This window comes from Stenotrophomonas sp. YJH_SMC_33 (assembly GCF_059372295.1).
In genome coordinates this window covers 511,408-534,060 of the sequence record NZ_JCAFVJ010000001.1, presented here as the reverse complement: position 1 = coordinate 534,060, position 22,653 = coordinate 511,408, and the positions used below count along the sequence as shown (strand labels likewise).

Sequence of the window (22,653 nt, the reverse complement as noted above, 5' to 3'; positions counted from 1 at the left end):
ACGTGAACGCCAGAAGTCGGTGATCCTCGCGCGTTGCTTCAACTGCACAGCGGACGTGCTCGTCATCCACCGAACCAGGAAATCCGCATGAGCGTAAACGCCACTGCGAACACCCCAGAGCCGGCGCTGCCGGACTTCAAGACCACGCTGGGCCACCCGCGCCCGTTGTGGATGCTGTTCATGACCGAGTTCTGGGAACGCTTTGCGTTCTACGGCATCCGCTGGGCCTTGGTGCTGTACATCGTCGCCCAGTTCTACAACGGCAGCGCTGCCGGTGAAGGCGACGCCAGCCGCATCTATGGCGCCTACCTGGCCCTGGTGTACGCCGCGGCGATCTTCGGTGGCTACGTGGCCGACCGGGTACTGGGCTACCAGCGCTCGATCCTGACCGGCGCGATCATCATGGCCGCCGGCCTGTTCATGATCTCGCTGCCGCAGGAGCACATCTTCAAGCTCGGCCTGGCCACGATCATCGTCGGCAACGGCCTGTTCAAGCCCAACATCTCGACCATGGTCGGCAAGCTGTACGGGCTGAAGGACGAGCGCCGCGATTCGGGCTTCACCATCTTCTACATGGGCATCAACATCGGCGCGATGATCGCCCCGGTGCTGACCGAGTACCTGGCCCGCAAGGTGTTCGGTACCGATGCGATGCCGTCCTACAAGGTCGTGTTCATCGCCTCCGGCGTGGGCATGCTGATCTCGCTGGTGTGGTTCTACATCGGTCGTGCCGGCCTGAAGGGCATCGGTGCACCGCCGGCCGGCGCTGAAGGGTTCGGCCGCATCATCATGGTGCTGGCCGGTGCCGTGGTCGCCATCCCGGTCGCGTACTTCCTGCTGGCCACCGGCGCGACCGCGCTGGCCTGGATCCTGGGTGCGATGTTCACCGCGCTGGCCGTCCTGCTGCTGGTCGAGGGCATCCGCGAAGGCAAGGTGCAGCGCGACCGCGTGATCGCCATGCTGATCATCTTCGCCTTCAACGTGATGTTCTGGATGTTCTTCGAGCAGGCCGGCAGCTCGTTCACCTTCCTGGCCGAGAACATCGTCAACCGCCAGTTCGGCAGCTGGACCTTCCCGACCGCGTGGTTCCAGTCGGTCAACTCGGTGGCGATCATCACCCTTGCCCCGGTGATCGCCTGGATCTGGGTCGCCATGGGCCGCGCCAATCCGTCCATCCCGCGCAAGTTCGGCCTGGGCCTGCTGTTCAACGGCGCCGCCTTCGCGCTGCTGATGTTCGCCCTGTCGCAGATGGTGGTGGACGGCAAGATCCCGTTCTGGACCCTGTTCATGGTCTACGTCATCCAGTCGGTGGGTGAGCTGTGCCTGTCGCCGATCGGCCTGTCGATGGTGACCAAGCTGGCCCCGGTGCGCCTGGTCGGCTTCGGCATGGGTGGCTGGTTCCTGTCCACCGGCATCGGCAACAACCTGTCGGGCATCTTCGCTGGCGTGGTCAGTGGTGAAGGCGGCATGACGGTCGAGTCGGCCCTGAAGGGGTATACCTTCGGGTTCTGGGCCCTGATCGGCTCCGGCGTGGTGCTGTTCCTGATCGCCCCGCTGATCAACAAGCTGATGCACGGCGTCAAATGATGATGAGAGGGTAGAAGGCATGCGTAGCAAGCTCGGTACTGCGGTAGTGGTGGTCTTTGCGGCGCTGATCGGCGCCTGTTCCCAACCGCAACCACCTGCGACCGCCGAGCCCACGCAGCCCCTGGATACCCGACCCACCGAGCCACCGGTCGCTGACCCCAGCGAACCGGTGGCCTCGGGCAACACTCCGGTGGCGGCGGACATCGCCGCCATCGCCGGGCTCGGTGCGCAGTTCGACCCGGCCCGCAACCCCGCCGATGACCTGGCCACCGCCAAGGTGGAAGCCCAGCGGGGCAAGAAGCGCATCCTGCTGGAGATCGGCAACGCCGCCTGTGAGCGCTGCCGGGCGCTGGACGATGTGGTGGAAGGCAACGGCGACCTGCGTCGCTTCCGCGATGCCCACTACGTGTGGGTGAAGGTCAACGCCAGCGACGAGCAGCCCAACACCGCGTTCCTTGCCCAGTTCCCGGTGATGGAACGCGACTATCCGCATCTGCTGGTGCTGGACGCCGATGGTGGCCTGCTGGTGTCGCAGGCGACCGCTGAGCTGCGCAGGGGCGAGGCGTTCCAGCCTGCGCGGGTGAGCGGGTTCCTCAAGCAGTGGGCACCCGACAAACCGGAATAGGGGAGTGCCGGCCGCTGGCCGGCAGGTGACCGCCAACCCCGGCGGATGCCAACCGCTGACCGCCATCCCCGGTGGGGGCCGACCGCTGGTCGGCACAGAAGTGCATCCACGCATGGCGTGGATCTACTGTGGTTGCGGTCACATTCCCGGAATCGGCATCTCAATATCGCAACGCGCTCGCCGTTACCGGCAAGGACCTCAGTCGACATCCCGTCGATGCAACCTTCCGGAACGCCCATGCACAGCGACCACGCCGAACGATTGCCCGGACCCGCCAGTGAGCTGGCCGAGGGTGGAGCAGGCGAGGGCGTGACCCTGCCGCCGCAGGAGGCGCTGCTGGATGACGCCGGTACCGGCGAGGCCACCGTCGACCTGGCACCGCCGCGCCATCGCCTGCCGCAGATCGCGCTGCCCGATAACGTGGTGCTGAAGGGTGCGGTGCAGAAACTGGTCGAGCAGAAATCGCGGCTCGATGCACTGGCCGCCGATGGCCAGCTGGCCGGGCTGCTGCCAGCGGAGTGGCAGGGCCATGGCGTGCGCGCGATTGAACTGTCCACCTTCATCCAAGGCGTGCTGCCGTTCCTGCAACCCGGCGAACGTGGCGAAACCGCGCCGGCGCGCCTGCCGGTGCGCCATGTGCTGGGTGACGACAGCCGCTGGGGCCTGGACGATGTCGCCGAACCGAAATCGCTGGCCTGGTACCTGGCTAGCGACGAACGCGCCACCGCCGGCAGCAAGGACGTGGCCGAGGCCTATCTGGTGGGTGCACTCGGCCTGGCGTGGATGCAGGAGGGGCGTAGCCGCCCCGGTTTCCTGCGCGCGATGGGCCAGGACAGCCTGGCGGCACGGGTGACCATGCTCGGCTACCCGCCGGCCAACGAACTGGCGCTGTACAGCGTCACCGCGCACGGCCAGTCGCAGATCTGGTGCGTGCATGGTCGCCGTCGCATGCGCCCGCTGGTGGCGCCGTGGCTGAGCGTGCCGCTGCTGACCGCGTATGGCGTGCCGGCGCCGGTCGCGTGGCCGTCCAGTTTCCCGCCTGTGGAGGCCGTGGCCGAGCTGTTGGCAACCGCACGGCAGGGGCGCGCGCTGCCGGAAGTGGATCTGGGCAAGGCCGTGGCGAAGATCGCCGAAGAGGCCGCATCCGAAGCCTGGCAACCGGTCAGCCTGCTGCAGCTCAACACCTGGTCACCGCGTTGGCATTTCTTCCTGGGCACCTTCGTCGGCCTGCCGTCGCTGCTGCTGGTGGCGGCGGCGCTGGCGCTGCCCGGTGCGGTCGAGGCGGCCACGGTTGCTGCATCACTTGGCTTCGCCGGTGGTGCCATCGCGGCGCTGGCGGTGCCGTGGATCCACGCGCGGCGCAAGCACCTGAGCTGAAAAAAGGGGACGGAGGGGATTAAGTCGTTTCAGGCACACCTGTACTCATTACGACTTAATCCCCTCCGTCCCCTTTTTCTTTCAGACGCCTTCGCCCATCCGCTCCAGGCCGTCACCGGCCAGGCGCAGGATCAGCTTTTCCAGCAGCTGTTCCTCCTCCTCGCTCAGCACCGACATCAGCTTGCGGGTGATCTCGATCACCATCGGTGCGATGGTTTCGTACACCTCGAAGCCGGCCGCGGACAGCGCCAGCACCGAGCGGCGGCGGTCATCGCCGTGGGTCTCGCGCTTGATGAAGCCGCGCTCCAGCAGGCGGGCCACGGCGCGGCTGACCGCCACCTTGTCCATCGCCGTGCGGTCGGAGACCTCGCTGGCCGAGGAACCCGGGTACAGCGCCAGGATAGTGATGACCCGCCACTCGGGGATCGCCAGACCGTAACGATCGCCGTATAGCTTGGCGATGTTGCCGCTGACCCGGTTGGACAGCACGCTCAGCCGGTACGGCAGGAACTGTTCCAGGTCGAGCAGGACGTGCGAGGCACGCAGGCGGGTCGAGGCGGGATCGGGGCTCATGTTGCGGTGCACCTTGCTGGTGGTTTCAAGTGTAACTATAAGGGGTGGGTCCAGACCCTGCATTCTCGCCGGGTCCCTACCTGCCCGCACCTGGTTTGTACCGATGCGGTACCGATTCGGAGCCACGCCATGAATACCGCAGTCCCGACCGCCTCGCACCCCAACCCCGGCATGCAGGTCACCACCTTCGAGAACCCGATGGGCATCGACGGCTTCGAGTTCGTCGAATTCGCCGCCCCGGCCGGCCGTGGCCAGGAGCTGCACGAGTACTTCCGGAAGATGGGCTTCAGCGCGGTGCTCAAGCACAAGCAGCGTCCGATTACCGTCTATCGCCAGGGCGACGTCAACTTCCTGGTCAATGAAGACCCCGATTCGTTCGCCGCCGACTTCGCCGAGAAGCACGGTCCGTGCGCGTGCGGCTTCGCCATCCGCTTCAAGAAGCCGGGCCAGGAGGTCTACCAGACCGCGCTGGGCAACGGTGCCGAAGCCATCGCCTTCAAGGCGGACAGCAAGGCGGTCAGCGCCCCGGTCATCAAGGGCATCGGCGATTGCATGCTGTACCTGGTCGACCGCTACGGCGCGGCCGGCAGCATCTACGACGGCGACTACGAGCCGATCGCCGGCGCCGACCTGCACCCGGTGGGCTTCGGCCTGACCTTCATCGACCACCTGACCCACAACCTGTACTTCGGCAACATGCAGCAGTGGTCGGATTACTACGAGCGCCTGTTCAACTTCCGCGAGATCCGCTACTTCGACATCAAGGGCCTGAAGACCGGCCTGGTGTCCAAGGCGATGACCGCGCCCGATGGCATCGTGCGCATTCCGCTGAACGAATCTTCGGACCCGAAGAGCCAGATCAACGAGTACCTGGACGCGTACAAGGGCGAGGGCATCCAGCACATCGCCTGCTTCACCGAGAACATCTACGAGACCGTCGAAGCAATGCGCGCGCAGGGCGTGGACTTCCTGGATACGCCGGAGACCTACTTCGAGGTGATCGACCAGCGCGTGCCGAACCACGGTGAAGACGTGCCGCGCCTGGCCAAGAACAAGATCCTGATCGATGCCGATCCGGAAACCCACCAGCGCAAGCTGCTGCAGATCTTCACCCAGAACTGCATCGGCCCGATCTTCTTCGAGATCATCCAGCGCAAGGGCAACGAAGGCTTCGGCGAAGGCAACTTCACCGCGCTGTTCGAGAGCATCGAGCGCGACCAGATCCGCCGCGGCGTGCTGTAAGGTCTGCAGGCAATGTCGGCTTCCGGTCGACATTGCCTGTCCGAATGGTAGTGCCGGCCGCTGGCCGGCAATCTCTGGAGTTCCCATGTCCCCCGCCATCACCGCCCGCGGCTACCAGTCCGGCTTCGGCAACGAATTCGCCACCGAGGCCGTCGCCGGCGCGCTGCCGGTCGGACAGAACTCACCGCAGAAGGTGGCCCACGGCCTGTACGCCGAACAGTTGACCGGCACCGCCTTCACCGCGCCGCGCGGCAGCAACCGCCGCAGCTGGCTGTACCGGATCCGCCCGGCGGTGGCCCATGGCGAGTTCACCCCCTTCGCGCAGTCGCAGCTGCAGTGTGATTTCGGCGCTCAGCCGGCCTCGCCGAACCAGCTGCGCTGGAGCCCGCTGCCGCTGCCGGAGCTGCCGACAGATTTTGTCGAAGGCCTGTACACGATGGGTGGCAACGGCTCGCCCGATGCGCATGCCGGCGTGGGCATCCACCTATACGCTGCCAACCGCGACATGGTCGGCCGCTACTTCTACGACGCCGACGGCGAGCTGCTGATCGTGCCGCAGCTGGGCGCGCTGCGCCTGCTGACCGAGCTGGGCGTGATCGAGATCGAGCCGCAGCAGATCGCGGTGATCCCGCGCGGCGTGCGCTTCCGCGTTGAACTGCCCGATGGCCCGAGCCGTGGCTACATCTGCGAGAACTACGGTGCGCTGCTGAAGCTGCCCGACCTCGGCCCGATCGGATCCAACGGCCTGGCCAATCCGCGCGACTTCGAAACCCCGCATGCGGCGTTCGAGGATGTGGATGGCGACTTCGAACTGATCGCCAAGTTCGAAGGCCGCCTGTGGCGTGCACCGATCGACCATTCACCGCTGGACGTGGTGGCCTGGCACGGCAACTACGCGCCGTACCGCTACGACCTGCGTCGCTTCAACACCATCGGTTCGATCAGCTACGACCACCCGGATCCGTCGATCTTCCTGGTGCTGCATTCGCCCAGCGACACCCCGGGCACCAGCAACATGGACTTCGCGATCTTCCCGCCGCGCTGGCTGGTGGCGCAGAACACCTTCCGTCCGCCGTGGTTCCACCGCAACATCGCCAGCGAGTTCATGGGCCTGGTGCATGGCGCCTACGACGCCAAGGCCGAAGGCTTCGTGCCGGGTGGCGCATCGCTGCACAACTGCATGAGCGGCCACGGCCCGGATGCGCCGACCTTCGACAAGGCCTCCAATGCGGATCTGTCGAAGGCCGATGTGATCAAGGACACGATGGCCTTCATGTTCGAGACCCGCGCGGTGATCCGCCCGACCGCACAGGCACTGGCCGCCGGCCACCGTCAGGGCGACTACCAGCAGTGCTGGAACGGCCTGCGCAACAATTTCCGGTCGTCCCGCTAGCGTGGTGGGTGCCGACCGTTGGTCGGCACGATGCGCCGGAACCTGCGCTTACGCCACCTCGGCGAAGGCGTCGCAATGCTCCCGCGGCAACGCCTCCAGCAGGCGCTGGCGCACGCGCTGGCAATAGCCATCCGAAGTCAGCGCGGGCAGCAGCTGCATCGCCGACTGCAGCCGCTGCAGCACCTCATCCTCCGCACGCGCCTGCTGCAGATCGCGGAACAGTGCCGCTGCCTGCGGATGCCGCTGCATTTCCAGGATACCCAGCAGGTAGATGCGCGCTGCCACCAGCGAACGGCGACGTTCGACCGGCGTGGCGCTGGCGTTCGTTGGCACCTTCACCAGCGCCGCATTGGCCGGTTCGGCAGCGGCGTGAGGGGGTGCCGCCGCCGTTGCCGTGCCGGTCGCCAGATAGCCCGCCTGCACCAGCTGGATGACCATCGCCGGCGCATCCTGTCCAAGCAGACCGGTCAGGTCGGCGACGGTACGCTGGCCGTCGCACAGGATCAGCAGCCGGCGCTGGCGCATGTCCAGCGGCGCGCGGTGGGCCTGCAGCGCGGTTCGGGCGAGATCGGTCTTGCGCGGTTGCATGGAAGGGACGGCCAGATCGGTGCTCGCCGAGCCTGAACGAGGGCGATGAAACCGCGATGACAATGCAGCGCCTGCACACCGGATGGGTTAGCGTGCAGCCATCTTCGTGCCAGGGAACCGCACCGATGAAGCACCTCCCGATTGCTGGTCTGTTGCTCCTTTCGCTCGCCGCCTGCAGTGCGGGCCCCGACAAGCAGGGGGCGGCCGGTAGCGGCAGCGACACCCCGGCGGAAACCGCCTCGGCGACCGGGCCTGCGCAGTCGACGGATCCCGACCTGGCCGCCCGTCCAGCCAATGACCGTCGCGAGGACAGTCCCGCGCGCCTGGATGGTTTCGGCGGCGCCGCGCTGGGCGCCGGCATCGCCGAGGTCCGCAGTGGCTTCGGCACGCCGCTGCAGGGTCTGGGCGCCGATGCGGCCGGCAAGCCGCTGCCGGCTGACGACAGCAACGACGGCTGCTACTTCCTGCGCCCGCAGGATGCCGAAGAGCCGCGCCTGATGATCGAAGGCCGCAAGCTGGTGCGCTACGACGTGCGCAGCGCCGCCATCACCGCACCAGGCGGCGGCAAGGTCGGCATGACCCTGGGTGAGCTGCAGGTGCTGTACCCGGAGCGGGCCGATGTCGGCCCTGACAAGTACGACGAGAAGGCCCAGCACCTGCGCGTGCGCCCGGCGCAGGAGGGTGGTGCGGTCATCGACTTCGCGCTCGGCGCTGATGGTCGGGTCAGTGCCTGGCGCGTCGGCAAGACCCCACAGGTCGATTACGCCGAAGGCTGTGGCTGATCCTTGATCCACCGCCGAGCCATGCGCTCGGGCCACGCGTAGAATCGCGCCACCACCGCTGGGGGAGTGCTCGATGATCGCCATTGCCATTGCCTGGTTCCTGCTCGGCCTGCTGCTGCTGGCGCTGGGCGGGGACTCCATCGTCAAGGCCGTGTCCGGCCTGGCCCAGCGTTTCGGGGCCAGCCCATTCACTGCCGGGCTGCTGCTGCTCGGGGTGGCCACCTCGTTGCCGGAGCTGGCAGTCAACGCGCGCGCGCTGGCGGTGGGCCAGCCAGAACTGGCGCTGGGCAATGCGGTCGGCAGCAGCATCACCAACCTGGGCCTGACCCTGGCCGTGGCGGCCATGGCTGCGCCCCTGCTGCTGCGCGCGCGCCTGCAGACGGTGCTGTGGTGGTCGCTGCTGGCGGCAGGTGTGCTGCTGATCCTGTTCGGGCTTGATGGCGGCCTGGCACGTTGGGAGGGCGGCATACTGCTGGCCGGCTTCATCGTGGTGCAGGTGCTGCTGCTGCGCCGTGGTCGCAGCGAGAGCGCGGAGGTGCAGGTGGCCATCGCCGAGTCCGCACTGAGCCGCACCAGCCTGCCGTTGAACGTGCTGCGCGTGCTGATTGCCGCGTTGACGCTGTACTGGGGCGCGCGCCTGGTGGTGGGCGCCGCCGCCGACTTTGGCGTCGCCCTGGGTTGGACGCCGCTGCTGGTCGGCCTGCTGCCGGTGGCGATCGGTACCGCACTGCCGGAAGTGGCCACCGCCATCGCCGCCGCGCGTCGCGGGCATGGCGACATGGTGCTGGGCCACGTGCTGGGTTCCAGCGTGGTCAACCTGCTCCTGGTGATCGGTGCGATGGCCGTGCTGCAGCCGCTGGCGCTGCCGGCCTCGTTCGTGCGCCTGGAACTGCCGGCGCTGCTGGCGTTCGCGCTGGTGCTGTACCCGATGCTGCGTGGCGACCTGAAGATCAGCCGCGGCGAAGGTGTGATCCTGCTGGTCGCGTTTGTCGGCTGGTTCGTGCTGGAACTGCTGCTGGTCGGCGCACCGGCGCTGTAGAGCCGAGCCCATGCTTGGCTGCTGTTCGTGCCGACCAGCGGTCGGCACCTACGGGGCGTCACATTGCCGGCCAGCGGCCGGTTCTACCGGTTCTGCGTGGTTTCTTCTTCCCGCACCGGCTCCGGCGGTGGCAGCTGCTCCTCGGCGGCACGTTCGTTGCCCGGCAGGGTGGGGCGGGTCTCCATCAGCAGCGACAGCGCGGCCTTGGCCATCATGTGCGCGCTGATCGGTGCGGTGATGAACAGGAACACGGTGATCAGCAGCTCGCGCGGCTGCGGGTCCTGGCCGAGGAAGATGTGGTAGCAGACCGAGCACACCAACACGCAGCCCACGCCCAGCGTGCTGGCCTTGGTCGGCGCGTGCAGGCGCTTGAAGAAGGTCGACAGCTTCACCAGGCCCAGTGCGCCCACCAGGATGAAGAAGCAGCCGAACAGCAGCAGGATCGACAGGCCGATCTGGATGGCAGTGATCATTCGACGATGTCCCGGCGCAGCACGAACTTGCTCAGCACCACGGTGCTGCCGAAGCCGAGCATGGCGATGATCAACGCCGCCTCGAAGTAGATCGGTGAATTGAGGTACATGCCGAACAGCATCAGCTCGGCGATCGCGGTCACCGACAGGGTGTCCAGTGCGAGGATGCGGTCGGGCACGGTCGGCCCGCGCAGCAGGCGCCAGGTGGCCAGCAGCATGGCCAGGCCGACCACGTGCATGCACACCACCAGGGTGGTCTGGATGACTTCAAAACCGGTCATGGGAAGATCTCCATCAACGGCGCCTCGTAACGGCGCTTGATCGTATCGATCAGGTCCTGTGGATCCTCCAGGTGCAGCACATGCACCAGCAGGAACTTGCGGTCGTCGCTGAGCGCGGCCGAGACCGTGCCCGGGGTCAGGGTGATCATGCTGGTCAGCGCGGCGATGCCGTGGATGTTGGCGATGTCCAGCGGCAGCCAGATGAAGCCCGGGTGGATGTTCTTTTCCGGGCCCAGCACCTGCAGGGCGACGCGGATGTTGGACATCAGGATGTCCCACAGGGTCACGCACACCAGTCTGGGCAGCGGCCGCAGGGTGCCGATGCGCGCGAACTCGCGGTCCAGGCGCGCGGCGAACAGCGGCACCACCACGCCCAGCACAAGCCCCAGCACGATCTGGCCGAGGGTGAAGCTGTCGGACATCAGCAGCCAGAACGCCACCACCATGATGCTGAGCATCGGCGAGGGAATCAGGCGACGGAACAGGGAGTGCTGGGCAGTCATGGCTGGCGGATCTCCGGCGTGGTCGCGCGCAGCTGCTGCACGTACTCGCTGGGATGCAGCAGCTGTGCGGCGGTGGCGTCGGTGTAGCGCATCAACGGTGCAGCGGCCAGGGTCATGCCGATGCCGTAGGCCAGCAGCAGGCAGGCGGCGTAGAGCTCTACCCGGCGCAGGGGAGCCTTGCGCGGCTTCGGTGCTTCTGGATCGACCGGCGGCACGCGCCAGAACAGGCGGATGCCGCCGCGGGTCAGGCCCATGATCACCAGCAGGCTGCTGACCAGCACGGCGGTCCAGACCGGCCCGGTGTACTGCGCCGGCATGCCGGCCAGCAGCGCGGCCTTGGCCAGGAAGCCGGACAGTGGCGGCAGGCCGGCCACCGACACTGCCCCGATCAGGAACAGCACCGCTGGGGTTTCCTTGCCCGGCATCGGTGCCACCACTTCCTTGCGGTCGCTGGCACCGCCGCGACGACGGCGGATCAGGTCGGCGATCAGGAACAGCGCGGCGGCGACGAAGCTGCTGTGCGGCAGGTAGTACAGGCCCGCTGAGAGTACCTGCGGCGTGCCCACCGAGAAGGCGATGAACAGCGTGGCCGCCGACACGATCACCAGGTACGAGATCAGGACGCGCAGGCGGGTCGCGGCCAGTGCACCCAGGCCACCGAGCACCAGCGTCGCCACGCCGGCCCACAGCAGCCAGTCGCGGCCATAGCCGGCCATCGCGCCTGCGTCATCGCCGAACCACAGCATCTGGATGCGCAGCACCGAGTACAGGCCGACCTTGGTCATGATCGCGAACAGCGCAGCCACCGCTGCTGGCGCACGCGAATAGGCTTCCGGCAGCCACAGGTACAGCGGCATCAGCGCGGCCTTGGCGCAGAACACCAGCAGCAACAGGCCCATCGTCGCCTTCACCAGGGTCAGCTGCGCCGGCGGTATTTCGGCGATGCGCTGCGACAGCTCGGCCATGTTCAGCGAACCCAGCGTGGCGTACAGCAGGCCCAGCGCGATCAGGAACAGGGTCGAGGCGGTGACGTTGAACACCACGTAGTGCAGGCCGATGCGCATGCGCAGGCCGCGGCCACCGCTGAGCAGCAGGCCGTAGGAGGCGATCAGCATCACCTCGAAGAACACGAACAAGTTGAAGATGTCGCCGGTCAGGAACGCACCGTTGAGGCCGACCAGCTGGAACTGGAACAGCGCATGGAAGTGCGGTGCGCGGCGGTCCCAGCCCGAGCAGGCGTGCAGCAGGCAGGGAATGGCCAGCAGCAGGGTGGTCAGCAGCATCCACGCCGACAGCCGGTCGGCCACCAGCGCGATGCCCAGCCGCGACGGCCAGTCGCCCAGCAGGTAGACATTGATGTCACCGCCCGCGGTCGACGCGAACAGCAGGCCCACCGCCAGCGCCAGCGCCGACAGCGCGGTCCACGCGACGGCGCGCTGCACCCTGGGGCCGTAGCGACGGTGTTCGACGAACAGCGACAGTGCAGCACCCAGCAGGGGAATCAGGATCGGCAGGATCACCAGGTGGTTCATGCGCGGTCCTCGCCCTGGCGCGGCGGCACGCGCTCATCCTGCAGGTCATCGTCGGGCTCGTGGGCGTCCACATGGTCGCTGTGGTTGTCGCTGCGGCTGCGCATGGCCAGCACGATGCTCACTGCGGTCATCGCGAAGGCGATCACGATCGCGGTCAGCACCAGCGCCTGTGGCAGCGGATCGGTGTAGTTGCCGAGGTGGCTGTCCACGCCCTCCTGCAGCACCGGCGCCTTGCCCAGCACCACGCGGCCACCGGCGAAGATCAGCAGGTTGGTGGCGTAGGACAGGAAGGTCATGCCGAGAATCACATCGAAGCTGCGCGCGCGCAGCAGCAGGTAGATGCCGATGGCGGTCAGCACGCCGATCGCGGTCGCAAGGGCCAGTTCCATCAGTGCATCTCCCCGGTGCGGGCCGAACGGCGTTGCAGGTCGATCTCGCCCTTGCGGGCGGTGCGGGTACGCGAGGGCTTGATCGTGCCCATCATCGACAGCATCAGCATGGCGCCGCCGAACACCACCAGGTAGACGCCGATGTCGAAACCGATCGCACTGGCCAGCGGCACGTCGCCGATCAGCGGCAGGTGCAGATCGAGGTGGCCGCTGGTGAGGAACGGCACGCCGAACAGCATCGAGGCACTGCCGCTGAGCAGGGCGATCAGCAGGCCCATGCCGATGCAGCGGATGTAGTCGAAGCCGAAGCGCGACTCCACCGATGCGGTGCCCTGGATCACGTACTGAATCAGCAGCGGCACCGCCAGCACCAGGCCGGCGATGAAGCCACCGCCCGGCGCGTTGTGGCCGCGCAGGAACAGGAAGATCGATACGGTCAGGGTCAGCGGGAACATGATCTGGGCCAGGTCGGCTGGTACCGGCAGCTTGATCGGAGGGCCGGGCATGATCTGCTCCGGTGCCATCCGCGTGCGCCGCAGCAGGGCATGCACCACCAGCGCGGCGATGCCGAACACGGTGATCTCGCCGAAGGTATCGAAGCCGCGGAAGTCGACCAGGATCACGTTGACCACGTTCTGGCCATAGGCCTCGGGCAACGCACGGGCGAGCAGTTCGCCGGCCATGGTGTTCGGCGGCAGGGTCATCGCCGAATAGGCCAGCGCACCCAGGCCGGCGCCGGCGATGATCGCGATCACCGCATCGCGGCGCTTGCGCCAGCGCGGACGTTCCGGCCCGGACTGCGCCGGCAGGTAGTTCATGCCCAGCAGCATCAGCACCAGGGTGACCATCTCCACCAGCAGCTGGGTCAGGGCCAGGTCGGGTGCGGACAGGAACACGAAGGTCAGCGCCACCATCAGGCCGACGCCGCCGACCAGCAGCACCGCCAGCAGGCGCTGCTTGTAGATGCGCAGGGTGGCGACCGCACAGGCCATCATCACCAGCCAAAGCGCCCAGCCCAGCAAGGGAACCGGCTGCGGCGCGGTCCAGTTCGGCGAGGCCGGATTTGCCACGAACGGCGCGGCGGCAACTGTGATCGCCACCAGCACCAGGCCCAGCAGCATGCGCTGCAGGCTGCCGTTGGCGATGCCGTTGGTCAGGCGCATGGCCAGTGCGGACACGGCATCCAGCTGCGCATGGAACACATTGCGGCCAGTGCTGACGTTGGTCACGGCGTGCAGGTTGATCAGCTTGCGCAGGCCGAAGTACAGCGCCACGCCGCCGATCACGCCGATCGCGCTCATCGCCAGCGGCAGGTTGAAGCCGTGCCATACCGCCAGGCTGTACTCGGGCATGGCGCTGCCGAGGATCGACGCCGCAGCGGCATGCAGCACCGGCGCCACGGTCAGTGCCGGGGCGATGCCTACTGCCACGCAGATCACCACCAGCAGTTCCACCGGTACCTTCATCCAGCGCGGCGGCTCATGCGGCACGCGATCCAGGTCGTGCGGGCCGGGGCCAAAGAAGGTGTCGTGCACGAAGCGCAGGCTGTAGGCCACGCCGAACACGCCGGCCAGCAGCGCGGCGATCGACACCGCCGTGCGCATGATCCCCGGGCCGCCGGCCGTGATCGCCTCGGCAAACAGCATTTCCTTGGACAGGAAGCCGTTGAGCAGCGGGATGCCGGCCATCGCCAGCGAGGCAATGATTGCCAGCGCGCTGGTGAACGGCATCAGCCTGCGCAGGCCGCCCAGCTTGCGCATGTCGCGGGTGCCGGTCTCATGGTCGATGATGCCGGCGGCCATGAACAGCGAGGCCTTGAAGGTGGCGTGGTTGAGGATGTGGAACACACCGGCCACCACCGCCATCGGCGTGGACAGGCCGAACAGCAGGGTGATCAGGCCCAGATGGGAAATGGTCGAGTAAGCCAGCAGGCCTTTCAGATCGTGCTGGAAGATCGCGTTCCAGGCGCCGATCAACAGGGTGATCGCACCGATGCCGCTGACCGTGTAGAAGAACAGGTCGCTGCCGGCCAGCGCTGGATGCAGCCGCGCCAGCAGGAACACGCCGGCCTTTACCATGGTGGCCGAGTGCAGGTACGCCGAGACCGGGGTCGGCGCCGCCATCGCGTGCGGCAGCCAGAAGTGGAACGGGAACTGCGCGCTCTTGGTGAAGATGCCGGCCAGTACCAGGAACAGGGCGTAGGGGTACAGCGCGCTGGCGCGGATCTGCTCGCCAGCGGCCAGCACCACGTCCAGGTCGAAGCTGCCGACGATGCGGCCGATCAGCAGCACGCCACCGAGCAGGGCCAGGCCACCGCCACCGGTGATCACCAGCGCCATGCGTGCGCCTTCGCGGGCGTCCTGGCGGTGCGACCAGAAGCCGATCAGCAGGAACGAACTGATGCTGGTCATTTCCCAAAAGATCATCAGCAACAGCAGGTTGCCCGACAGCACCATGCCCAGCATGGCGCCCATGAACAGCAGCAGGTAGCAGTAGAAGCGGTGCGCGTTGTCCTGCTGGCTCAGGTAGTAGCGCGCGTACAGCACCACCAGCGCGCCGATGCCCAGTACCAGCCCGGCGAACATCCACGCCAGCCCGTCCAGGCGCAGGGTGAAGTCCAGGCCGATCTGTGGCAGCCAGGGCACCAGGGTGCGAACCACCTGGCCATCGAGCACCGCCGGGGTCAGCCAGCCGAGGATGGCCAGCCCGCCCAACGGCGCCAGCGCCGCCAGCCAGGCAGCAGTCGAGCGCGAACTACGGGGGAAGGCCGCAACAGCCGCTGCCATCAGGAACGGCAGGGCCAGCAGCAGGGGCAGGCTGGGGAGCATGCAGGGAATCCATGATTCACGAGCAGGTCAGGGAGGATAACAGGCTGCGAAATGTCGCCGAAACCCATCGAACAGCGATCAATTGCATGTAACGTTCGCTGATTCATTTTTTCTGCGGCGCAACATCACGTTCCTGCGGTCCCTCCCGGGTTGCTCTCGGGGGACACCCTACGCCCACGCAGGGAGACCGCAGGCCCTGTCGCACAGGGGCTGCCGTCGACGGGCGGGAAGTGGGGAGCGGATCACCGGCGCAGGCTGGCAGGGCCGTCGTGGAGTGCGGGTGACGGGATCTGCCCGTTCAGGAAACGAGGTGCGCCGTCGGCCCTGGTCAGGTCAGTACCGCCAGTCGAGCTTGCGGTAGAACTTGGCCATCACCCAGGCCGGGCCGATCAGCAGGTAGGTCAGGTCGGTCAGGAAGCTGGGCTTGCGGCCCTCGAACGTGTGGCCGATGAACTGCGCGATCCAGGCCACCACGAACACGCCCACCGCCAGCCAGCGCAGGGCCTGCAGGCCGATTTCGGCTTCCAGCAGGCGGCACAGGCAGCCGAACACGAAGAACTGGATGAGCATGCCGATGCCCAGCGGGCGCGACAGCTTGTTGTAGAAGCACCAGGCGCTGAACATCGCGAACGCCGACCAGATGCCGTACTGGAACCAGGTGATCAGCGGCGGCAGGCACCACAGCAGGGCCACCACCGACCACAGGATCGCCGGAACCGCCACCACGTGGATGCGCTGGTTGATCACATTGCGATGGTCGTCGGAGTAGCTGGCGAAATAGCGGTCGATCGGCCGCGCAAGCTCGGTGGATGTCTGCATGCTGCGTTGCTTCCTCGGACAACGGTAGTGCCGGCCGCTGGCCGGCACTCCAGAGCATAGCCGAGTTCATGAGGTTGCCGGCCGGCGGCCGGCACTACCAGAGCCAGGCCATGCCTGGCTGCGGATTCGCCGAGGTTGCCGGCCAGCGGCCGGCACTACCCCTTCAGAGTGCCCCCGCCTGTCCGGCCGGGGGCGCAGGCGGATCAGTCGACGCTGATCCCGGCCAAGCGCTGCAGCGCCTCGGCGTACTTGGCGCGGGTGCGCTCGATGATCTCGCCCGGGATGGTCGGGCCCGGGGCGGTCTTGCCCCAGTCCAGCGTCTCCAGGTAATCGCGCACGAACTGCTTGTCGTAGCTCGGCGGGCTGGTACCCACTTCGTACTCGTCGGCCGGCCAGTAACGCGAGGAATCCGGCGTCAGCATCTCGTCCATGATGTACAGGCGGCCATCGGCGTCGGTACCGAACTCGAACTTGGTATCGGCCAGGAGGATGCCGCGTTCGCGGGCGTAATCGGCGGCGAACTTGTAGATGCGCAGGGTGGCGTCGCGCACGCGCTCGGCCAGGTCCGCACCGACCTGCTTCACCATCGCGTCGAAATCGATGTTCTCGTCGTGGTCGCCGACGGCGGCCTTGGTCGAGGGGGTGAAGATCGGCTCGGGCAGCTGCTCGGCCTGGCGCAGGCCGTCGGGCAGATCGATGCCGCTGACCTTGCCGGTGCGCTGGTAATCCTTCCAGCCGCTGCCGATCAGGTAGCCGCGGGCGATCGCTTCCACCGGCACCGGCTTCAGCTTGCGGGTGACCACCGCGCGCTTGGCATACAGGGCCGGGTCCACGCCTTCGGGCAGCACGCTGGCCACGTCGATGCCGGTCAGGTGGTTGGGCATCAGGTGCGCGGTCTTGGCGAACCAGAAGTTGGAGACCTGGCAGAGCATCTCGCCCTTGCCCGGGATCGGGTCGGGCAGGACCACGTCGAACGCCGACAGGCGATCGGTGGCCACCATCAGCAGGTAGTCGCCCGGCGGGGTCCCTGCAGGCAGCCGCTCGCGCGGGATATCGAACACATCACGCACCTTGCCGCGATGGCGCAAGGGCAGGCCGGGGAGATCGGATTGCAACAGCGTGGTTGGCACGGGCACTCCTGGGGCGTTGTCGATACGGCTGCCCAGCGGACCCGGCGGGCCCGCTGACCAGCGGGCGGCCTAGTGTAAAGCGGTCCGGGCCCGCTGTGACGTAAAATGAGCATCCATTTCGCCGGTCGACCCTGGGGCGCCATGCGCTGGTACGGAAAACTGCTCGGTTTCATCGCCGGGGCCCTGCTGTTCCGGCCCAATCCGCTGTTCGGCGCGGTAGTCGGCCTGTTGATCGGCCATGCCTTTGATTCGGACTGGTTCCGCCTGAACAAGGAGAACCCGTACCGGGAGCTGGGGCTGACCTCCGAGGCCACCGATGCCGAGATCGAGCGCGCCTACCGAAAGCTGATCTCGCAGTACCACCCCGACAAGCTTGGCGGCGCCGCCCCCGAGCTGCAGCAGCAGGCCGAGCAGAAGTCGCGGCGCATCAACGCCGCCTACGACCGCATCAAGACCCTGCGCAAGCGCTGATCCGACAGTCCCGCCTGCGGGCGGGAGAATCCTTTCCCCGTTCCGAAGGCCCCGGCCATGTCCAACTGCCTCATCGCCCCGTCCATTCTCTCTGCCAACTTCGCCCGTCTCGGCGAGGAAGTCGACAACGTCCTCGCCGCTGGCGCGGACTGGGTCCACTTCGACGTGATGGACAACCACTACGTGCCGAACCTGACCATCGGCCCGATGGTCTGCCAGGCGCTGCGCAAGCACGGCGTGACCGCGCCGATCGACGTGCACCTGATGGTCGAGCCGGTGGACCGCATCATCCCGGACTTCGCCGAGGCCGGTGCCACCTACATCAGCTTCCATCCGGAGGCGAGCCGCCACGTGCACCGCACCATCCAGCTGATCCGCTCGCTGGGCTGCAAGCCGGGCATCGTGCTCAATCCGGCCACCCCGGTGGACACCCTCGACTGGGTGCTGGATGACCTGGACCTGGTGCTGCTGATGTCGGTCAACCCGGGCTTCGGCGGCCAGGCCTTCATCCCCTCGGCGCTGGACAAGCTGCGCGTGGTGCGCAAGATGATCGATGCCAGCGGCAAGGACATCCGCCTGGAGATCGACGGTGGCGTGAAAGCCGACAACATCGGTGAGATCGCCGCCGCCGGCGCTGACACCTTCGTTGCCGGTTCGGCCATCTTCAACGCCAGGACCAGCTACCAGGACGTGATCGCGCAGATGCGCGCGAACGTTGCTGCGGCAAGGGGCTGAGCCATGGGTACGGTGGCCGTGTTGAACATCCGCCCGGCCACCGTGGCCGACGCTGGCCTGATCCTGCGCTTCATCCGCGAACTGGCCATCTACGAGAAGGCCGAGCATTCGGTGCAGACCGATGAGATCGGTATTGCCGAAAGCCTGTTCGGTGCCGATGCGACTGCCCGCGCGTTGATCTGCGAAGCCGACGGTGAGGCCATCGGCTATGCGGTGTATTTCTACAACTACTCCACCTGGCTGGGCCGCAAGGGCATCTACCTGGAAGACCTCTACATCAGCCCGGAGAAGCGCGGCGGCGGCGCCGGCAAGGCACTGCTGAAGTACATCGCCCGCCAGGCCGTGGCCGAAGGCTGCGGTCGTTTCGAATGGTCGGTGCTGGACTGGAACACCCCGGCCATCGAGTTCTACACCGCCGCCGGCGCAAAGCCGCAGGACGAGTGGACCGTGTACCGGCTGCAGGGCCAGGCGCTGCACGATTTCGCCAACGGTTGACGTGAAATGCATCCACGCATGGCGTGGATCTACGGCCGGCAAAAAAAAGGCCACGCCAATCACTGGCGTGGCCTCGCTGCATGCGTGGGAGGCTGATCCTGCCTCCATCCGTCGTCCCTGCTATGGCCTTCCATTCTCCAGCAGCTGAATGACATCTGCGTGACATTCACCACGGGCAAACAGCGCATTGCTAGCCTGTGCCACCGCATCCCTGGAAGCTCTGCATGACCACCCCGCGCTGGCGCCTGATCCTCAACGGCAAATCCGCCGGCAACGATGAGTTGCGCGACGCCGTCGGCCATTGGCGCGGACAGGGCGTGCAGCTGGAAGTGCGGGTGACCTGGGAAGACGGTGACGCCGAACGCTACGTGGCCGAGGCGATCGATCATGGCGTGGACGTGATCGTGGCCGCCGGTGGCGATGGCACGCTCAGTGCGGTGGCCGAGACACTGGCACATCGTGAGGAGCCGGCAGATGCGCTGCCCTCGCTGGCGCTGATTCCGATGGGGACCGCCAACGATTTCGCGACTGCTGCCGGCATTCCCACCGAGCCGAAGGAGGCCTTCGCCTTGATCGGGCAGGCGACGCCGCACGCCATTGACCTGTTGCGCGTGGACGCCGATGGCACGCAATGGTGGTGCGCCAATCTCGCCAGCGGTGGCTTCGGCACGCAGGTGACGGTGGAGACCGATGCCGGCCTGAAGAAGATGCTGGGCGGGCTGGCCTATGTGATCACCGGCATCGCCAAGCTGGGCCGCATCGAGCCGATCACCGCGCGGCTGTCCGGCCCGGATTTCGCGTGGGAAGGCGACTTCATCGCCCTGGGCATCGGCAATGGCCGGCAGGCCGGCGGTGGCCAGCAGTTGTGCCCGCAGGCCATGATCGACGATGGGCTGCTGGATGTCACCGTGCTTCCGGAACTGGAGGGTGAGGTCACCGCCACGCTCGGCCAGATGCTGAAGTCGGGCACCCAGGCGGCGCTGGAACAGCTGGCCACGCGTGCGCGGCTGCCGTGGCTGCAGGTGGAGTCCGAGCGCCCGTTGACCCTCAACCTGGACGGCGAACCAGTCCAGGCCCGCCAGTTCCGCATCGAGTGCGTGCCGGGCAGGGTGCGCATGCACCTGCCGGTCGGTTGCCCGTTGCTGGCGGGGTAGGGGAGGTAGAGTCGACTGTTAGTCGACTGCTTTTCGTTCCGACGGCGTAAAATCCCGCGCTACGCGCGCAAGTCGACTAACAGTCGACTCTACCGGTTCCCGCGCCGGTCCCCCACCGGTCCCCGCCATGAGCCCTGTGCTTTCCCGTGGTTCAGTTTCCCAGGGTTCCCCTCCCGCCCCGGCTGCGATACAGTCAGGGGGTGTCCAGCCTGACGACCCCGCATACCCTTTCTTCCGCACGCCGTTGGTGGCGATGGTGGCCCGTTGCCGTCGTCCGCCCCCATAACGCTGTGTCCCGGAAGGAAAGTCGTCTTGAACTCGCACGCTCAGTTTCAGCAGCAGGCCGCTGAAGGCCACACCCACATTCCCGTCGTCCGTGAAGTGCTGTCCGACCTGGACACGCCGCTTTCGGTCTATCTGAAGCTCGCCGACGGCCCCAATACCTACCTGTTTGAATCCGTCGAAGGCGGCGAGCGCTTTGGTCGTTACTCGATCATCGGCCTGCCGGCGCGTCGCGTGTACGCCTTCCATGGCCACACGCTGACTGTGCGCGAAGACGGCCAGGTGGCGGACACCCGCGAAGTGGCCGACCCGTTCGCCGAAGTCGAGGCGCTGCGCAGCGCCCACTCGGTGCCGAAGCTGGAAGGCCTGCCGGGCTTCACCGGTGGCCTGGTCGGCTGGTTCGGTTTCGAGTGCATCGGCTACATCGAGCCGCGCCTGGCCCCGCCGGCCGGCCGCGATGAGCTGGGCACGCCGGACATCCTGCTGCTGGATTCCAACGAGCTGGCGGTGTTCGACAATCTCAAGGGCCGGCTGTACCTGATCGTGCACGCCGACCCACGGGTCGAGGGCGCCTTCGAGCAGGCCCAGGCACGCCTGGATGCGCTGACTGCCAAGCTGCGCGCGCCCGGCGCCGGTTATCCCGCACCGCTCAACAGCGACGTGCTGGACGAGTCCGACTTCGTCTCCGGCTTCACCCGCGAAGGCTTCGTCGATGCGGTCCAGCGCAGCAAGGAATACATCCGCGCCGGTGACATCTTCCAGGTGGTGCTCAGCCAGCGCCTGAGCGTGCCGTTCAAGGCGCGCCCGGTGGATGTGTACCGCGCGCTGCGTGCACTGAACCCGTCGCCGTACATGTACTTCCTGGATGTCGGCGACCTGCAGGTGGTCGGTTCATCGCCGGAAATCCTGGTACGCCTTCAGGACGGCGAAGTCACCGTGCGCCCGATCGCCGGCACCCGCCCGCGTGGCGCCACGCCCGAGCTGGACCTGGCGCTGGAAGCCGAGCTGCTGGCCGATCCGAAGGAACGCGCCGAGCACCTGATGCTGATCGACCTGGGCCGCAACGATGCCGGCCGCGTCTCGAAGGCAGGTACCGTGGAGGTGGGCGAGCAGTTCGTGATCGAACGCTACAGCCACGTGATGCACATCGTCAGCGAAGTGACCGGGCAGCTGCAGCCGGGCCTGAGCTATGCCGACGTGCTGCGTGCCACCTTCCCGGCCGGCACGGTCAGCGGCGCGCCGAAGATCCGCGCGCTGGAAGTGATCCGCGAGCTGGAACCGATCAAGCGCAATGTCTACGCCGGCAGCATCGGCTACATCGGCTGGCACGGCGATGCCGATACCGCGATCGCGATCCGCACCGCGGTGATCAAGGACGGCCGCCTGTACGTGCAGGCCGGCGCCGGCATCGTCTACGACTCGGACCCGGACAAGGAATGGGATGAGACGATGAACAAGGGCCGCGCGCTGTTCCGCGCCGTCGCCCAGGCCGCCAAGGGCCTGTGATCCTCCCCGTGCCGTGGCCTGCGCCGCGGCACCTTCCGCTGTTCCCATTCAAGACAAGGAGTACCGCATGAAGCTGCTGAGCGCATTGCTGTGGTCGTCACTGCTGGCCACGATGGCCCCGTCTGCGTGGGCGCAGGCCAACACGATTCCCTCGCAGCCGCACCTGCTGGTGAAGGGGCAGGGCAGCCGCACGGTGATGCCGGACCGGTTCGGCCTGCAGTTGAACATCGAAGAGACCGACATGGACGCCGACGCCGCGCGCCGCCGCGTGCAGGACAACGTTGCCCGCGTGCTGGCACTGTTCAAGCAGCACAAGGCGGTGGACGGCAGCGTGCGTGCGGACAACCTGCGGATCGGCCCGGCCACGCGCTATGAGCAGAACCGGCAGGTCTTCATCGGTACCCGTGTATCGCGCCAGCTGCGTGCCAGCTTCGCCAGCGTGAAGGCGATGCAGGATGTGCTGGGGGCGTTGAAGGCCAACGAGAACGTACAGGTGAGCAGCCTGGCGCCGACCTATTCGGGCGAAGTGGCGCTGCGCCGCGAACTCAAGGGCGAGGCAGCGGCCCAGACCCGCGAGTCCGCGCAGGGCCTGGCCAAGGCCTATGGAACAAGAGTGCGTGGCCTGTACAGCATCTCCGATGTGGCGCCGGACTTCGCCTACGGCATCCGGGCCGGGCAATGGCCCCAGCAGGGCGAGGACGGCGGGGACCTCGACAGGATCTCGGTGACCGGCAGCTACGCGCCCGCCTCCGCGCCCGCGCCCGCTGAGCCCGAATCCATTGAAGCCGGCCCCATCACCTACACCGAAAACGTGTACGCCATTTTCCTGATAAGCGACGGAACCTGACC

23 protein-coding genes are annotated in these 22,653 nt (G+C 67.1%); 13 read left to right on the top strand and 10 right to left on the bottom strand.

The features are described from left to right. Positions 1 to 87: 87 nt before the first annotated feature. The 3 genes from AC5P9W_RS02555 to AC5P9W_RS02545 all read left to right on the top strand — a co-directional run bounded on the left by AC5P9W_RS02555 (position 88) and on the right by AC5P9W_RS02545 (position 3,589). Positions 88 to 1,587, top strand: coding sequence for a peptide MFS transporter (locus AC5P9W_RS02555; protein WP_005419890.1), 1,500 nt, complete (start codon positions 88 to 90; stop codon positions 1,585 to 1,587). 19 nt (positions 1,588 to 1,606) lie between these two features. Then, positions 1,607 to 2,212 (top strand): thioredoxin family protein, encoded by a 606-nt coding sequence (locus AC5P9W_RS02550; protein WP_111099324.1) that lies wholly within the window; start codon positions 1,607 to 1,609, stop codon positions 2,210 to 2,212. A 237-nt stretch (positions 2,213 to 2,449) separates the two neighbouring features. Then, on the top strand, positions 2,450 to 3,589 hold the full coding sequence (locus AC5P9W_RS02545) for a hypothetical protein (protein ID WP_111099323.1): 1,140 nt from the start codon (positions 2,450 to 2,452) through the stop codon (positions 3,587 to 3,589). Positions 3,590 to 3,670: 81 nt separating this feature from the next. Here AC5P9W_RS02545 and AC5P9W_RS02540 read toward each other — a convergent pair whose 3' ends face one another. Next, complete coding sequence (locus tag AC5P9W_RS02540) at positions 3,671 to 4,162, bottom strand: MarR family winged helix-turn-helix transcriptional regulator (protein ID WP_026347199.1); 492 nt, start codon at positions 4,160 to 4,162, stop codon at positions 3,671 to 3,673. Positions 4,163 to 4,291: 129 nt separating this feature from the next. Between AC5P9W_RS02540 and hppD the strand changes: the two genes are divergently transcribed. Together hppD and hmgA are read left to right on the top strand one after the other, a co-directional pair. Beyond that, complete coding sequence (hppD, locus tag AC5P9W_RS02535; RefSeq protein ID WP_021202657.1) at positions 4,292 to 5,404, top strand: 4-hydroxyphenylpyruvate dioxygenase; 1,113 nt, start codon at positions 4,292 to 4,294, stop codon at positions 5,402 to 5,404. Between the two features lie 85 nt (positions 5,405 to 5,489). After that, positions 5,490 to 6,797, top strand: coding sequence for a homogentisate 1,2-dioxygenase (gene hmgA / locus AC5P9W_RS02530; protein ID WP_111099322.1), 1,308 nt, complete (start codon positions 5,490 to 5,492; stop codon positions 6,795 to 6,797). Between the two features lie 48 nt (positions 6,798 to 6,845). Here hmgA and AC5P9W_RS02525 read toward each other — a convergent pair whose 3' ends face one another. Beyond that, positions 6,846 to 7,385, bottom strand: coding sequence for a hypothetical protein (locus tag AC5P9W_RS02525; protein ID WP_111099321.1), 540 nt, complete (start codon positions 7,383 to 7,385; stop codon positions 6,846 to 6,848). 125 nt (positions 7,386 to 7,510) lie between these two features. On the opposite strand from AC5P9W_RS02525, the gene AC5P9W_RS02520 reads away from it, so the two are divergent. Together AC5P9W_RS02520 and AC5P9W_RS02515 are read left to right on the top strand one after the other, a co-directional pair. Beyond that, positions 7,511 to 8,167: a hypothetical protein gene (locus AC5P9W_RS02520; RefSeq protein ID WP_019661522.1), complete on the top strand. Its 657-nt coding sequence runs from the start codon at positions 7,511 to 7,513 to the stop codon at positions 8,165 to 8,167. Positions 8,168 to 8,240: 73 nt separating this feature from the next. After that, complete coding sequence (locus AC5P9W_RS02515) at positions 8,241 to 9,206, top strand: sodium:calcium antiporter (protein ID WP_021202661.1); 966 nt, start codon at positions 8,241 to 8,243, stop codon at positions 9,204 to 9,206. An 83-nt stretch (positions 9,207 to 9,289) separates the two neighbouring features. Here AC5P9W_RS02515 and AC5P9W_RS02510 read toward each other — a convergent pair whose 3' ends face one another. The 8 genes from AC5P9W_RS02510 to AC5P9W_RS02475 all read right to left on the bottom strand — a co-directional run bounded on the left by AC5P9W_RS02510 (position 9,290) and on the right by AC5P9W_RS02475 (position 17,161). Beyond that, a complete protein-coding gene (locus AC5P9W_RS02510) occupies positions 9,290 to 9,679 on the bottom strand; it encodes a Na+/H+ antiporter subunit G (RefSeq protein ID WP_012481450.1) in 390 nt (129 codons plus the stop codon). Further along, entirely contained in the window at positions 9,676 to 9,960 is a 285-nt protein-coding gene (locus tag AC5P9W_RS02505) for a K+/H+ antiporter subunit F (RefSeq protein ID WP_005411334.1), read from the bottom strand. The genes AC5P9W_RS02510 and AC5P9W_RS02505 overlap by 4 nt, the downstream gene beginning before the upstream one ends. After that, positions 9,957 to 10,463, bottom strand: coding sequence for a Na+/H+ antiporter subunit E (locus tag AC5P9W_RS02500; protein ID WP_021202662.1), 507 nt, complete (start codon positions 10,461 to 10,463; stop codon positions 9,957 to 9,959). The genes AC5P9W_RS02505 and AC5P9W_RS02500 overlap by 4 nt, the downstream gene beginning before the upstream one ends. Beyond that, a complete protein-coding gene (locus tag AC5P9W_RS02495) occupies positions 10,460 to 11,995 on the bottom strand; it encodes a monovalent cation/H+ antiporter subunit D (protein WP_111103650.1) in 1,536 nt (511 codons plus the stop codon). The genes AC5P9W_RS02500 and AC5P9W_RS02495 overlap by 4 nt, the downstream gene beginning before the upstream one ends. Beyond that, on the bottom strand, positions 11,992 to 12,384 hold the full coding sequence (locus AC5P9W_RS02490; RefSeq protein WP_005419863.1) for a Na+/H+ antiporter subunit C: 393 nt from the start codon (positions 12,382 to 12,384) through the stop codon (positions 11,992 to 11,994). Before AC5P9W_RS02490 ends, AC5P9W_RS02495 begins: the two co-directional genes overlap by 4 nt. Next, on the bottom strand, positions 12,384 to 15,212 hold the full coding sequence (locus tag AC5P9W_RS02485; protein ID WP_495218748.1) for a monovalent cation/H+ antiporter subunit A: 2,829 nt from the start codon (positions 15,210 to 15,212) through the stop codon (positions 12,384 to 12,386). Before AC5P9W_RS02485 ends, AC5P9W_RS02490 begins: the two co-directional genes overlap by 1 nt. A gap of 333 nt (positions 15,213 to 15,545) precedes the next feature. After that, positions 15,546 to 16,031, bottom strand: a complete 486-nt coding sequence (locus tag AC5P9W_RS02480) for an Mpo1 family 2-hydroxy fatty acid dioxygenase (protein ID WP_010482667.1) — start codon at positions 16,029 to 16,031, stop codon at positions 15,546 to 15,548. Positions 16,032 to 16,234: 203 nt separating this feature from the next. Beyond that, positions 16,235 to 17,161 (bottom strand): phosphoribosylaminoimidazolesuccinocarboxamide synthase, encoded by a 927-nt coding sequence (locus tag AC5P9W_RS02475; protein WP_167693003.1) that lies wholly within the window; start codon positions 17,159 to 17,161, stop codon positions 16,235 to 16,237. A gap of 141 nt (positions 17,162 to 17,302) precedes the next feature. Between AC5P9W_RS02475 and AC5P9W_RS02470 the strand changes: the two genes are divergently transcribed. The 6 genes from AC5P9W_RS02470 to AC5P9W_RS02445 all read left to right on the top strand — a co-directional run bounded on the left by AC5P9W_RS02470 (position 17,303) and on the right by AC5P9W_RS02445 (position 22,651). After that, complete coding sequence (locus AC5P9W_RS02470; protein ID WP_008265098.1) at positions 17,303 to 17,632, top strand: J domain-containing protein; 330 nt, start codon at positions 17,303 to 17,305, stop codon at positions 17,630 to 17,632. A gap of 57 nt (positions 17,633 to 17,689) precedes the next feature. After that, positions 17,690 to 18,367 (top strand): ribulose-phosphate 3-epimerase, encoded by a 678-nt coding sequence (gene rpe / locus AC5P9W_RS02465; RefSeq protein WP_206621322.1) that lies wholly within the window; start codon positions 17,690 to 17,692, stop codon positions 18,365 to 18,367. A 12-nt stretch (positions 18,368 to 18,379) separates the two neighbouring features. Continuing rightward, positions 18,380 to 18,862, top strand: coding sequence for a GNAT family N-acetyltransferase (locus AC5P9W_RS02460; RefSeq protein ID WP_026347198.1), 483 nt, complete (start codon positions 18,380 to 18,382; stop codon positions 18,860 to 18,862). A gap of 224 nt (positions 18,863 to 19,086) precedes the next feature. Next, positions 19,087 to 20,016 carry a lipid kinase YegS gene (gene yegS / locus AC5P9W_RS02455; protein WP_164144958.1) on the top strand — a complete coding sequence of 310 codons (930 nt, stop codon included), beginning with the start codon at positions 19,087 to 19,089 and terminating at the stop codon, positions 20,014 to 20,016. Positions 20,017 to 20,328: 312 nt separating this feature from the next. Further along, on the top strand, positions 20,329 to 21,804 hold the full coding sequence (gene trpE / locus AC5P9W_RS02450; RefSeq protein ID WP_134735175.1) for an anthranilate synthase component I: 1,476 nt from the start codon (positions 20,329 to 20,331) through the stop codon (positions 21,802 to 21,804). Positions 21,805 to 21,871: 67 nt separating this feature from the next. After that, entirely contained in the window at positions 21,872 to 22,651 is a 780-nt protein-coding gene (locus AC5P9W_RS02445; protein WP_021202668.1) for an SIMPL domain-containing protein, read from the top strand. Positions 22,652 to 22,653: the final 2 nt, after the last annotated feature.